The 12293-nt window shown below is 62.9% G+C and carries 16 protein-coding genes, 1 tRNA gene and 1 pseudogene; 7 read left to right on the top strand and 11 right to left on the bottom strand.

The genetic code is table 11. From position 1 onward, the window contains the following. Positions 1 to 62 precede the first annotated feature (62 nt). Positions 63 to 1213, top strand: a protein-coding gene (locus tag E8F06_RS04225; protein ID WP_280363247.1) for an IS3 family transposase whose coding sequence is annotated in 2 segments (ribosomal slippage) — positions 63 to 306 and positions 306 to 1213 — 1152 coding nt in all. Because the reading frame shifts where the segments join, the coding sequence is not laid out codon by codon here. Here the strand turns inward: E8F06_RS04225 and E8F06_RS04220 are convergent. Then, positions 1210 to 1824 (bottom strand): DUF262 domain-containing protein, encoded by a 615-nt coding sequence (locus E8F06_RS04220; RefSeq protein WP_280364553.1) that lies wholly within the window; start codon positions 1822 to 1824, stop codon positions 1210 to 1212. The two genes, E8F06_RS04225 and E8F06_RS04220, sit on opposite strands and share 4 nt — an antisense overlap. 62 nt (positions 1825 to 1886) lie before the next feature. After that, positions 1887 to 2144 (bottom strand): DNA-binding protein, encoded by a 258-nt coding sequence (locus E8F06_RS04215; RefSeq protein ID WP_280364559.1) that lies wholly within the window; start codon positions 2142 to 2144, stop codon positions 1887 to 1889. Positions 2145 to 2282: 138 nt separating this feature from the next. On the opposite strand from E8F06_RS04215, the gene E8F06_RS04210 reads away from it, so the two are divergent. The 5 genes from E8F06_RS04210 (at position 2283) to E8F06_RS04190 (ending at position 5007) form a co-directional block, all read left to right on the top strand. Further along, the gene (locus E8F06_RS04210) at positions 2283 to 2507 is read left to right on the top strand and encodes a hypothetical protein (protein ID WP_028630757.1); all 225 of its coding nucleotides are present in this window, start codon (positions 2283 to 2285) and stop codon (positions 2505 to 2507) included. A 285-nt stretch (positions 2508 to 2792) separates the two neighbouring features. After that, the gene (locus E8F06_RS04205; RefSeq protein WP_280364549.1) at positions 2793 to 3404 is read left to right on the top strand and encodes a DNA cytosine methyltransferase; all 612 of its coding nucleotides are present in this window, start codon (positions 2793 to 2795) and stop codon (positions 3402 to 3404) included. A gap of 345 nt (positions 3405 to 3749) precedes the next feature. After that, positions 3750 to 3845 (top strand) — tRNA-Sec (locus E8F06_RS04200). A 272-nt stretch (positions 3846 to 4117) separates the two neighbouring features. Continuing rightward, the gene (locus tag E8F06_RS04195) at positions 4118 to 4402 is read left to right on the top strand and encodes a hypothetical protein (RefSeq protein ID WP_190831658.1); all 285 of its coding nucleotides are present in this window, start codon (positions 4118 to 4120) and stop codon (positions 4400 to 4402) included. 161 nt (positions 4403 to 4563) lie between these two features. Beyond that, entirely contained in the window at positions 4564 to 5007 is a 444-nt protein-coding gene (locus E8F06_RS04190; protein WP_280364544.1) for a hypothetical protein, read from the top strand. A gap of 367 nt (positions 5008 to 5374) precedes the next feature. On the opposite strand, the gene E8F06_RS04185 is transcribed toward E8F06_RS04190, so the two are convergent. From E8F06_RS04185 to E8F06_RS04150, 8 genes are all read right to left on the bottom strand, one after another. After that, positions 5375 to 5842 (bottom strand): YbaK/EbsC family protein, encoded by a 468-nt coding sequence (locus tag E8F06_RS04185; protein WP_280364542.1) that lies wholly within the window; start codon positions 5840 to 5842, stop codon positions 5375 to 5377. Positions 5843 to 6005: 163 nt separating this feature from the next. Then, a complete protein-coding gene (locus E8F06_RS04180; protein ID WP_280364539.1) occupies positions 6006 to 6509 on the bottom strand; it encodes a GNAT family N-acetyltransferase in 504 nt (167 codons plus the stop codon). Positions 6510 to 6514: 5 nt separating this feature from the next. Beyond that, positions 6515 to 7012 (bottom strand): GNAT family N-acetyltransferase, encoded by a 498-nt coding sequence (locus E8F06_RS04175; RefSeq protein WP_280364536.1) that lies wholly within the window; start codon positions 7010 to 7012, stop codon positions 6515 to 6517. Positions 7013 to 7019: 7 nt separating this feature from the next. Next, positions 7020 to 7577 (bottom strand): DUF4136 domain-containing protein, encoded by a 558-nt coding sequence (locus E8F06_RS04170; protein ID WP_280364533.1) that lies wholly within the window; start codon positions 7575 to 7577, stop codon positions 7020 to 7022. 137 nt (positions 7578 to 7714) lie between these two features. After that, positions 7715 to 8314, bottom strand: a complete 600-nt coding sequence (locus tag E8F06_RS04165; protein WP_280364531.1) for a DUF4136 domain-containing protein — start codon at positions 8312 to 8314, stop codon at positions 7715 to 7717. An 11-nt stretch (positions 8315 to 8325) separates the two neighbouring features. Beyond that, complete coding sequence (locus E8F06_RS04160; RefSeq protein WP_280364528.1) at positions 8326 to 9075, bottom strand: methyltransferase domain-containing protein; 750 nt, start codon at positions 9073 to 9075, stop codon at positions 8326 to 8328. Continuing rightward, complete coding sequence (locus E8F06_RS04155) at positions 9072 to 9374, bottom strand: nucleotide pyrophosphohydrolase (protein ID WP_280364525.1); 303 nt, start codon at positions 9372 to 9374, stop codon at positions 9072 to 9074. The genes E8F06_RS04160 and E8F06_RS04155 overlap by 4 nt, the downstream gene beginning before the upstream one ends. Positions 9375 to 9427: 53 nt before the next feature. Further along, positions 9428 to 10282 (bottom strand): MaoC/PaaZ C-terminal domain-containing protein, encoded by an 855-nt coding sequence (locus E8F06_RS04150; RefSeq protein WP_280364522.1) that lies wholly within the window; start codon positions 10280 to 10282, stop codon positions 9428 to 9430. Positions 10283 to 10451: 169 nt separating this feature from the next. Here E8F06_RS04150 and E8F06_RS04145 point away from each other — a divergent pair, with 169 nt between their 5' ends. Then, a complete protein-coding gene (locus E8F06_RS04145; RefSeq protein ID WP_280364556.1) occupies positions 10452 to 11450 on the top strand; it encodes an AraC family transcriptional regulator in 999 nt (332 codons plus the stop codon). A gap of 356 nt (positions 11451 to 11806) precedes the next feature. Here the strand turns inward: E8F06_RS04145 and E8F06_RS04140 are convergent. Further along, positions 11807 to 12293: pseudogene (locus E8F06_RS04140) on the bottom strand (IS3 family transposase); the annotation flags it as partial.

The raw sequence follows: 12293 nt of genomic DNA, 5'->3' as shown, positions 1-12293 counted from the left end.
TGAATCGCCCCTAGTTTCGTAGACACCTCCAAGCCTCATAATGAGGCCCGTTAGGAGGTGCCATGAGCAACCAGCGTTACCCCGAAGAATTCAAAATCGAAGCGGTCAAGCAAGTGACCGAGCGCGGCCTCCCCGTAGCCGAGGTGGCAGCGCGGTTAGGCATGTCGGTGCACAGCCTGTATGCCTGGATCAAGCGCTACGGCAAGCCCCAGGCGCAGCGGCAGCAAGAAGATGATCAGCAGGCCGAACTGCGTCGTCTACGCGCCGAACTCAAGCGAGTGACCGAAGAGCGAGACATCCTAAAAAAGGCCGCCGCGTACTTTGCCAAGGAGTCCGGCTGAAGTACGCCTTCATCAGCAAGCTGTCGGTGGAGTACCCGGTACGGCGTCTCTGCCAGACCCTGAAAGTGCATCCCAGCGGTTACTACGCCTGGCTGGCCGAGCCGAAATCCGTACGCGCCAAGGAAGATCAGCGCCTGCTCGGGTTGATCAAACATGCCTGGCTGGAAAGCGGTGGGGTCTACGGCTATCGCAAGATTCACGACGACCTGCGTGAGCTGGGAGAGTCCTGTGGCCGGCACCGCGTGGCTCGCCTGATGCGGGGAGAAGGGCTGCGCTCGCAGACCGGCTATCGTCGGCGCCCCGGCTATTACGGCGGCCGGCCAACGGTAGCTTCGCCCAATCGCCTGGAGCGGCAGTTCAACGTCAGTGAACCGAACAAGGTCTGGGTCACCGACATCACCTACATCCGCACCTATGAGGGTTGGTTGTATTTGGCGGTGGTGCTGGATCTGTTTTCACGCCAGGTGATCGGCTGGTCGATGAAGCCACGGATGTGCAGCGACCTGGCCATCGATGCCCTGTTGATGGCGGTCTGGCGGCGCAAGCCCAAGCAGGAAGTGATGATCCACTCCGACCAGGGCAGCCAGTTCAGCAGCTCGGATTGGCAGAGTTTCCTCAAGGCCAACAACCTGATCAGCAGCATGAGCCGACGCGGCAACTGCCACGACAACGCGGTAGCGGAAAGCTTTTTTCAGTTGCTGAAACGGGAACGCATCCGACGGAAGACCTACGGCACCCGCGAAGAAGCTCGGAGTGATGTGTTCGATTACATCGAGATGTTTTATAACCCCAAACGCCGGCACAGCAGCGCTATGCAGCTATCGCCAGTGGAGTTTGAAAAGCGCTATTTCCAGAGCTTGGAGAGTGTCTAGGAAAGCCGGGGCGATTCAGAGACGTCACCTCTGACTTCGGATGCTATGTGTCGGACTGCCTGTGCGAAGTGCCCTGTTGCACCTGCAATCCTTAGTTCCTGCCTAGAAAGTTGCCTTCCTCCAGAGTTAATGCGGCGGAAGACTTCATCGACTTCACCATCCCCAGAAAACTCATAAATAGATAGCGGAAGAGGGTAGGCGGCTATTCTTACGCACACCTCCCTAGGCATTATGGGTTCTTTTTGAACTAGCTCGCCACGATCTAATAGATCTTTTGTCGTTGCCATTGAGTTAAGGTCAAAATAAGTCCCATTTACGGGGTACTCATTTTCGATGAAGCTCATGATCGAGTTTAGGCGCTGCATGCCATCAATTATTTCAAAGTTCCCATGCGCGGCGCCTATTTTCTGCTCTGCAAGAAGTACTATGGGGACAGGATAGCAAGAAATAATTGAGTCGATGAATCGCTGCTTTTCTTCTAGCGTCCACACAAGTTTTCTTTGGTACCGACGATTGACTATGTATCGGCGACTGCGAAAATTACCGTATATTCGCTCTACTGCGTCACCCTTGACTGTTAGGTCTTGAATTATCTTTGCCATGTCGATCATTTTTATTCCTTGTCTTTGCTCGAAGATATTCGAGCTACTTCCTAGTTGAGCTATTCCACGCTCTATTCGGTTAAGTTTCGATTGGCTTCGTCGTAGTCGGGACTTGTTTGGCCACTTTCCGGAATGATTTTTCCGCTGGCGATCCAGAGGGCGTACTGGGGAAAAGCCTTCACCAGTACGTCAATTTCTTCAGTGCTCACACGCACTGCGCCCTTGCTGACATTGAGCCAGCGGCTGTGGTCGGTCTCGCTCAGCTGGCTGAGTTTCTTCGGGCCGACCTTCTTGATTAATAACCTGGCTCTATCTGCCGAGCTTTCCATATAGAGAAAAACAACCGGATCAATCGAGGTAACTATTGACTCGACATGGTGTCGAGTCAATAATTGACCTGGGGGTAATTATTGACCTGAGCTCAGCTCAAGGCCTCGAACGAAGTCCAACATAGTGCAACAAAGGCCATGGATGTGGAAGGAACGACCCTCTCGCTTAAGGACCTGCTCAGCCCGCCGCCGGTGATGCCCTGGCGCGAGTTCGCCGACTGGATACGGATGAGCAATGAACACGACGTGGTGTGGGGCTGGATTCGCAACGGCTATATCCCGTCGCACAAGGTGGGGAAGTACGTGATGGTCAACGTGGCGCTTCTGACCCAGCAGTTGCTGGAGAAGGAGCGAAGGGCATGAGCCATCAGCTTGTTCGACTGCTACCGCCGCTTCGCCCACGCCGAACAGTGCGTTTGCTCTGTCTGCTGGTTCCGTCGTGAACGGGCGAAGCGCGTTCTCTCCCGGTCTTTGTGCTGCGAGCGCAGCCGCCCCGTATGGATATCCAGGGCCACTGGGCGTTGCGTCTGCCTATCGGCCTAGTTCTGCGGGAAACACAGGCCCGTGCGCCGCGCCCCGAAGTGTTGGCGCGTTGTGTCTGGCTGCGGCGAGCCCATTTGCGAATCGTTCGACAGGGAGCCTTGAGCCGTGCCTGAGCGCCAACCCAGGGCCCTGGTGGCCTGTGAATTCTCCGGCCGCGTGCGCGACGCCCTGACCCGCGTCGGCTTCCATGCGGTGAGCTGCGACCTGCTGCCCTCGGAAACCGAAGGCGAACACGTCCAGGGGGATGTGCGTGGACTGCTGGACCAAGGCTGGGACCTGCTGATCGCCCACCCGCCGTACATTGACCTCGCCGTCTCCGGCGCCCGTCACTTCGCCGCCAAGATCGCGGACGGCAGGCAGGGCAGGGCGCTCGATTTCGTCCGCACCTTGCTGGCTGCTCCGATTCGCTTCAAGGCCCTGAAGAGCCCTACGTCGGTGATCTCCACCCAGATCCGCAAGCCGGACCAGACTGTCCAGCCCTGGATGTTCGGCCACGGCGAGCGCAGTCGAATTCACTTCTGGCTGGAGAACCTGCCGCAGCTGGAACCCACCCACATCGTCCACGAACGCGATCCGCTCTCGCGCTACGGGGAGCCCGGCCCCGAGCGCTGGAAGAACCTCTGCCGCACTTACCCGGGCATCGCCGACGCAATGGCGGACCAGTGGGGCCGCTACGTGATCGACCAGCTTGCCCGGCAGCACTGCGCCAACGAGTGACACGCGCTGATCGTCACAAACATGCAGAACATTTCGCGCAGTTCACATTGCTCGGGCGTGAGGGCTATTCAGTGAACGCGCCCATTGGCGCTCCACGAGCCCTGGGCCACCTCATTCGGGCCGGCTCTTTCAGGTCGTGCAAGAGCCGGGGCAGAGAGCGTCGGTGCAGGTTCCCGATGTGATGGAGGTACTCGTCGTCGTCGATGGCCATGCGCTACGCTCACCTTGCGCCACGGTAATTCCAGGAAGTTCTGGAGTTCAGCCTGGTCAGAAATTTTCGACACTTCTTCGACACCTCCGCCCTTGTTGAGCAAGACGGCTGGGAAAAGCCCAATAGATCAACATGGAAGGCAAGCACGCCCGGTGGCGTGGCCGGGCTTCAAACCCGGTGGGGGACGGCAGCCGTTCCTGGGTGAGTTCGACTCTCACTGCCTTCCGCCACTTTCCCTTCATTCTTCAGCGAGCAGGCCGTTCCGCACTCGGCAGGACGGCTGAAGGGCGCTCCCCATTGCCGCGCACGCTGGACGACGGACGGTCATCCCAAGTGGATGCCGGGCCCTTGCGGCGTTCATGGGCGCTCAGCACTATTCGCAGCAGTTCACTCGGGGGTTGATCCGCTCTCCGGGGGGGGGGGGGCACAGCAAGAGCATCACTGCAAAAGAAAAGCGCCTCCAAGAAGGTGCACTTACGCACAGCGACTATTAGGAGTTGATATGACCATTCGATTCGCACTGGGTAGTGCGCTGGTGCTCATGGCAAGCGTTTCGTTTGCCGCCGCCCCCGCAGCCAAGAAGCCGAACAGCGATAACTATTACCTGAATTGGCAGGAGCGTAACGGCGCCATCGCGCTGGATACCGTGTGCAGCAAGAACGAGAAGGGCTCGACGCAGTTCCGTAATTGCCAGAAGCACGCCCAGGTGATTTTCCGCAACTCGTGCACCCAGTCGAAAGACCCGGCCAGCAAGTGGTGCATTGCGCAAAGCCAGTACAAGCCCTGAGTTCCTATCGGTAGCGGGAGAGAAGCCGAACTTCGACCCGCTCGCCGCCTTCCCCCTTGCGCTCTCGACCGCTCGGTAGAGAGTTGCTGCCGTCGCCAATCCCGCGCGTATATTGAGTAGTTGACCATTGCAATGGCGCTTCTCACCGCGGGAGGCCAGCGATGAACGCACCAAAATGTCTGGCTCTGGTTCTGATGGCGGTCTTTGTTTGCGGATGCGCAAACGACGCCAGGAAAGAGATGGTCCAGGTCAAAATGAACGCCACCCAGCGAAACGCCGGGAAAATCGCCCAGGCGATGCTGGTGCCACGGGGTGACAATACGAGCATTTCCCTGGTCATCGGCGGCGTACCTTCCTACACCACCCGGCCTGTCCGCCTTTACACCTATATCTATCCGGGAACCTGCGCGAATCAGGGCGCCTCACCCGCCTATGGGCTGAACAGGACGCTGATTACCGACCGCCGCTACCGGGGCGGTGTGTGGTGGATGTCGAAGTCTGCGCCGGTGTCTCTCTCGACGCTTCGCGCGAGTGACCATTCACTCGTGCTCCGGACGACCCCGGCGGACGGCAACTACGACATCTTCTGTGGGGACATCCACTAGGGTCGCGCCATGTCCTGGGAACACGGTTCCTGCAAAGGGGCGGTGGTGGGCTGAAGCCCACCCTACGGCGTGGTCGGGAGGTGGATTCGGCGGCTTGCTACGTGGGAGCACGCGCCAGTCCTTTTTCCCGTCGGCATGGCGATTGAAGTCCCCAACGTGAAGGCAGCCCAACCTCCTCTGTGGGAGCGAATCTGTTCGCGAATAAATTCGCTCCCCCAAGCGTCCGGATCATCAGTCGTAGGGTGGACCACGCTTCACCGGTCCACCATTCGAGGCCCGGGATGGCTTCGTTGGTGGATGGAAAAGCGCCATCCACCCTACAAGGCTGCGGCGTTGACATGGAATCTCCCACAAGCGACCGGAGCCGCTATTCGCAAAGCTTCCCGCTTTTCGCCTCGGGCATCAGCGCCATGTATTGCTTGCCGCTCATGTGCACCAGCTCGTCGTGGCGGCCGGATTCGAAGTAGATGTCCGACTGCTCGGTGAGCGACTGGTCGATCAGGGTTTCGAGGCCGAAGAGGTTGCCGACGGCAGGGATGGCGCCGATGTCGCAGTCTGCGAAGCGCTTGCCGAAGTCACGTTCGCGCACCAGGCGCCAGTGGCGGTGGGTGAGCTTGTGGACCTTCTCCAGGTCGACGTGGCGAGAGGCCGGGACCACGGCCATCATCCAGTGGCCCTGGAAGTCGTCGAGGATCACCGGCTTGGCCATCTGCTGGGGTGGAACGCCGGCGCGGCGGGCGGCTTCGCGGGTGGTCATGGCGGTGCTGTGGCTGAGCAGGTCGAAGCGGGTCTTGTGCTGCGAAAGGCAGCTCTGCAACTGGGTGATCATGGTCATGGGACACCTCCTGCCAGGCACTGGCCTGTTGCTCCCGGTAAGCCAGCGGTGCCGGCACACAAGGAGGAGCCTCCCGCTCCCCACCCGACATCGGCGCGGGCCGGTGTCTTGTGGATAAGTTTAGTGACGGAGCGGGCCAAGGCGCCGGGAAGCGCCGACCGGTTCAGGGCAGGTCGCGGCGCATGGCCACGCGATTGCGCAGGCCGGAGCGGGACTCGGCTGCCAGGATGTGTTGCAGGCGCTCGCCACATTCCTCAGGCGCCAGTGCACGAAAGCCCAGGCGCTCGTAGAACGGCCGGTTCCAGGGAACATGGGAGAAGGTGGTGAGGGTCAAGGCTGCGTACCCGGCATCACGTCCGTGGTCGATTGCCGTAGCCAACAGCGCGCGGCCCAGGCCCTTGCCGCCCTGTTCGGGCGTGACGCTCATTTCACAGACATGCAGCTCATCCCCGGCGGCTTCCGCCGCCAGAAAGCCCGCCACAGCACCGCACGGCGCCAGGGCAACCCAGAGCACTCCGTTGACCCGGGCGTGCTGCAGGTGTTCCAGGGGTAGAGTGTCGCCGCGATGTTCAGGCGACAGGTCGTCGTGGCTGAACAGTGCAGCGGCGCTCTGCTCGATGGCGGCCAACAGCGGCAGGTCAGCCGCCGTGGCGAGGCGGATGGTCATAAGGCTCAGTCCGTGAGGGGCTTGTCCATCTGTACCAGGGCGATGCGACGGCCTTCCGGGGAAATCCGCTCGACGATGGCGCGTGGCTGGTAGCCGAGGCGGGTGTAGAGCAACAGGCCGCCGGCGTTGGCGTTGAAGCAGGAGACCTTCATCAGTTTGGCCTTGTACTGCTCGCGGGCCTGTCGCTCCATGGCTTCGATCAGGAACTGGGCCACGCCGTGCCCACGGGCCCAGAGGGCCACCATCATGTTGCCCAGGGCGCAGAACTCGCCGTGCTGCCATTGGTAGAAGTTGGCGAAACCGGCGACCTTGCCGTCCAGCAGGGCGACGGTGCTGCCCCGGCGTTCGGCCATGGCGGCGGCCAGCTGGCCGACGGTCAGGGGCCAACTGGCCTTGGGGTAGGCGAAGAAGAGTTCGTCCGCATCCTGGGGGAAGCGGACGACTTCGTGCAGGTCCTCGGCGATGGCGGTGCGGTACTGCAGATGGGGATTGGCTGCGGACATGCGGTCCTCAATGCGGCGGATATTGTTCGATCACCTTGGCGATCGTTTCACGGATGGCGGCCTCGCGCTCGGCGGGGCTTGGTGGCGCACTCTGCATGATTTGTTCAGCGCTGCCGCGCCAGACCAGCTTGCCGTCCTTGCTGTCGTACAGGTCCACCTGGATGGTGGCGACCTTGTAGTTGTAAATGCGGGTTTCGGTGTAGGCCGGGCCGCCCCAGTAACCTCCCCAATAGCCGCCCCAGGCGCCCCCGTAGTTGTAGCTGGTCTGCTGCTGGCGCTCGTCGACGATCAGCCAGGACTGGACGTTGAGGTCGGCCTTGCCATTGGCGGCCGGGCGCAGGCCGCGCTGGTCGAGCTGCTGGCTGACGGCATCAAGGATGCGCTGTTCGGTGAGGTCGCTCTTGATGCGCGGATCATCGGGGCTGTACTGCAGGGCCGGCTCCTTCCAGCTCCAGCTGCGATAGGCACCGAAGTCGCGGGTGCTGTCGTAATCGCGGTTCACGTTGTAGCTCTGGCAGGCCGCCAGGAGCAGGGCGGTGGATAGGAGTAACGTGCGGCGGATCATGGCGGAATCTCCTCTGCCGGAATCATTATCGAAACGCAAGGCAGGGCGGTCGGCAAGGGGAATTTGCGAGCTTGGCGGAGCGGTGGATCGCCTCCTGCACGGCCCCTGGTCCCGGACAGGAAGGCGCGCCACCAAGGTCAGTGCGGCGGGTAGTCGTCGAGCGCATCCTTCACGGCCTGCCGCAATGCGCTGACGCTCTCGCTGCGGCTGCCGTTGGCGTACGCCTCGCCGCTGCCGCTCCACACCGACTGGTTGTCGTGGGCATCGAAGAACTGCAGGTAGACCACTGCCACCTGTTCCTCGTAGGTGCGCACCACCGGCACGCTGGCCCAGGCGCCGTACTGGTCGTGCCAGGGGCCGCTGCCGTAGTAGGCGCCGGCATAGTCGTTGTACTGCCGCAGGCGCCGCTCGTATTGCAGGCTGGCGGTGACCTTGAGGTCGGCCTGACCCGGGTCGCGGGCCTGGCGCAGGCCGTGCTGGTCGAGGCCGGCATTGACCATGTCGGCCATCTGTTCGGGCGTCGTCCAGTTATTGCCGGCGGGCAGTTGGCCGTCGAGCCAGGTCCAGCTGCGATAGCGGCCAAAGTCGCGCGGCGGCGCGGGGTAGGCACTGCGGTCGAAGGTGGTGGCCGCGCCCGGCGGGGCGGGCGGCAGCGGGCGGGATTGATACTGGTAGGGATTGGGGCTCTGGCAGGCGCCGAGTAGCAGCGTGAGGGCGAGCAGGGCAGGACGTTTCATGGGGCCTCCGTTCAAAGCGGGCGGCAGATCCAGTGCAGGTACCGGCCCAATCCCTGATAGCTGGGATGGCGGCGGTAGGCGAGCTCCATTTCCAGCAGGTCCACCAGTTCGGCCTTGGCCTGGAACTCCTGGGGCATGTAGTCGTGGAACACCCGCACACCGCTTTGTCTTTCGACCTGCCAGTGACCGTCCAGTTGTTTCGCCAGGTCGCGCGGATCCAGCGGTTGCTGCGGGGTCAGGCTCTGTCCTTCGCCGGCGAACTTGTGCTTGCGCAGCTTGCGGAAGTGGCCCTTGAGCAGGTTGCGGTAGATCAGCGCGTCCTTGTTGTAGAAGGCCAGCGACAGCATCCCGTCCTTGGCGGTGAGCTGGTGCAGCACCGGCAGGATGGCGTGCGGGTCGGCCAGCCATTCCAGCACGGCGTGGCACAGCACCAGGTCGTAGGGCTCGGTGAGCTGGCCGAGCAGCTCCTGCCAGGGCGCCTGGATGAAGGTGGCGGTGTGGCCGGCCTCGGTGAAGCGCTGGCGGGCGCCTTCGAGCATGGGCTCGGCGGGTTCGGCGAGGGTTACCTGGTGGCCGCGTTCCGCCAGCCAGAGGGCCATGTGACCGAGGCCGGCGCCAACGTCCAGCACCCGCAGCGGCCGGTCGGGGAGGACTTCCGACAGGTCGGCCTGGAGCACGGCGAGGCGGATGGCGCCCTTGGCGCCGCCGTAGATTTTTTCGGCGAATCGAGTCGCCAGTTCATCGAAATGACGGTCGCTCATGTGAAGCGCCTTTCGCTGTCGGCGAGCTTGGCGCGCACCACGGCGTCCATGTCCAGGCCGAGTTCGGCACAGAACAGCAGGAGGTAGAGGATTATGTCGCCCACTTCCTGGCCTGCGTGGGCGAGTTTTTCCGGGGGCAGCTGGCGCGACTGGTCTTCAGTCAGCCATTGGAAGATTTCCACCAGCTCGGACATTTCCACGCTGGCGGCCATGGCCAGGTTTTTCGGACTGTGGAATTGCCGCCAGTCGTTGTGATCGCGGATGGCGTGCAGGCGGGTGGTGATTTCGTCGAGGTTCATGGGGCTCTCCTTGAGCCGCCAATGGTCCCGCCGCTTGCACCGCCATGCAAGGGTCAGCCGAGGGGGCGCCAGCTTCCGGTCATGTGCGGGGTGTCGTCCTTGCCGCGTAGGGCAAGCTGGCCGGAAGGCCCCGGCGCGCTGGCCAGCAAGGTGACTTCGGCGGGCAGCAGCACGGGTTTCTGGAAACGCACCTCCACTTCGTAGCCGGCGGCGGGCAGGTGGATCTCCAGCGCCGCCAGGCTGCGGGCCTTGTTCCACAGGCCGTGGGCGATGGCGCGGGGGAAACCGAACAACTTGGCGCTGGCCGCCGCGAGGTGGATTGGGTTGTAGTCGCCGGCCACCCGCGCGTAGCGCCGGCCGATGTTGGCGTCGGCGTACCACTGGTCCAGGTGATCCAGGGGCAGGCTCTCCACCGCCGCGCGCGGCTCGGGCTGGCCGGACAGACGCAGGCCACGGAAGAGGATGCGGCTGTCGCCTTCCCAGACGAGGCCGAGCTGGTCTTCCAGACGGGTGATCAGGCTGAAAGTGACGCCCTTTTCATGGGGCTGCAGGTCGGCCGCTTCTACGCTGACGGTGAACGGCCCGAGGCCGCCCAGCGCCCGCAATACGCGGATACGGTTTTCCAGGTGCACCAGGCCCAGCAGCGGGAAGGGGAAGCTCGGGTCGGTGAGCAGGCGCATCTGCAGCGGGAAGGCGAGGATGTGAGGGTAGGTCGCCGGCAACAGGCCTTTGTCGCTGAAGCCGCAGACGCTGCGGTAGCGCGCCAGGTGTCCGGCGTCGACGCTCACCTGGCAGCGCACACCCAGCTCGGGCAGGGCCTTGCCGTGTGTGCCACGGCGTACGGCGGCGCGGGCGAACAGGCCGGGGAGGGCGGGCGATGCGGACAGATCGAGCCAGTCGGTGGCCATGGGGGATCTCCTTGAGGCGAATGGCACTCAGCATAGCCAGCGCTTTCCCATGCACATTGGCCGGCCCTCCCGGGGCGGCGGCAGGGCAGTCAATCGCGGTCTTGAGCGGCGGGGAAGAAGCCGCATAAGATTGCCGCGACTCGCAGACAATAAGAATTCTCCGAAAATGATGCGTGATCTGACCGACGATGTGGCACTGATGCGCCCGGTGATCGACGCCCTGCGTGCCAGCGGCACCGACCCGGACAAGGTTCTGGTGCGCGTGGGCCTGCCGCCTGGCGGGCTGCCAGCAGGTCGCTTTCCCCATACAGCGCAAACCCAGTTCTGGAAGGCCGCCGCCGACGAGTGTGGTGAGGAGCATGTCGGCCTCTATCTGGCGGGTCACCTGCCGGCATTCCACGGGTTGCTGCTGGAATACCTGTTCCTCTCCAGCGGCACCTTCGGCGAGGGGCTGCGCCATGCCCTGCGCTATGTGCGCCTGCTCTCGGACACCCTGAGCGCCCATCTGGAAGTGGAAGACGACCGCGCCGTGCTGTCCCTCGGCCGGCACGCGGGCAGCAACCGGCACTTCCCGGAGATGCTCGCCGGTGCGGTGATCCGCTTGTTCCACGCCCTGACCGAGGGCCAGTTCAAACCCCATGAAGTGCAACTGATGCACGCCGAAGGCGCCCCCGCCGAACGCTATCAGTCGGTCTACGGCTGCCCGGCGAGGTTGGGGGCTGACCGTTACGCGCTGATCTTCGATGCCGAAGTGCTGAACAAGCCTTCGCGCCACGCCGCGCCGGACCTGCTGCGCATGCACGAATCCCTGGCCCGTCGCCAACTGGCCGAGGTGGAACGCCTGGACCTGGTGCGCCAGGTGCGCGAGCTGATCGGCGAGCTGCTGGTCAATGGCGGAGCCACATTGGAGCAAGTGGCCGCGCGCCTGAACATGCCGGCCCGCCGCCTGCGCGAACGCCTGGCCATGGCCGGCGTGCGCTTCAACGACCTGGTGACCGACTACCGCTGCCGGCTGGCCAAGGAACTGCTGCTGAAGACCGACGAGCGCATCGAGGTGATCGTCGAGCGCACGGGGTTTTCCGAGCCGAGCACCTTCTACCGGGCGTTCAAGCGCTGGGTGGGGGATACGCCGGTGGAGTTCCGCAGGAAGGGGAAGGGCGAGGGGTGAAATCCGTTGGGGCAACTGCGTTGCCCTTTCGCGAATGAATTCGCCCCCACAAGGGTCTGTCCTGAGCCAGATATTTCAGGCGGGTGATTTTTCTGTGGGGGCGATTTCAATCGCTGAGCAGGCCGAAGGTCTGCCCTTCAGGTCCCACAGGGGACAGCTGCGCTGTCCTTAGCGAATGAATTCGCCCCCACAAGGGTCTGTCCTGAGCCAGGTGTTTCAGGTGGGCGATCTTCCTGTGGGGGCGATTTCAATCGCGATTGCAGGCCGAAGGTCTGCCCTTCAGGGCCCACAGGGGACAGCTGCGCTGCCCTTAGCGAATGAATTCGCCCCCACAAGGGTCTGTCCTTGTGAAGTGGTCAAGTAAAACTGGACACCGGTTTAGGTCTATCCGGCCAGCGCTTCGCGCTGTACCGGTGTCTGGTAACTGTTGTAGCTGTGCGGCCGTCGGTGGTTGTAGTAGTCGGTCAGGTAGCGCAGTACGTCAGCCTCTGCTTCGGCTTGGCTGGCGTAACCCGAAGCCGGTATCCATTCGGATTTGAGGCTCCGGAAGAAACGCTCCATCGGGGCGTTGTCCCAGCAATTGCCGCGACGACTCATGCTCTGGCGGATTCGATGCCGCCAGAGCAATTGTCGAAACTCCTGACTGCTGTAGTGGCTGCCCTGGTCGGAGTGAAACAGCACTCCGCCGGGGCAACCGCGAGCCTCATAGGCCACGCGCAAAGCACGTCCGGTGAGCTGCGAGTCCGGACGATCGGACATTGCCCAACCCACAATCCGCCGCGCATACAGGTCCATGACCGCGGCCAAGTAGATCCAGCGCCCGCCGGCCCAGATGTACGTCAC

Origin of the sequence: Pseudomonas sp. BN411, from assembly GCF_029871235.1 — a bacterium.
Lineage (GTDB): Bacteria > Pseudomonadota > Gammaproteobacteria > Pseudomonadales > Pseudomonadaceae > Metapseudomonas.
The sequence above is the reverse complement of the archived record's forward strand: the minus strand, read 5'-3'. Positions and strand labels throughout refer to the sequence as shown.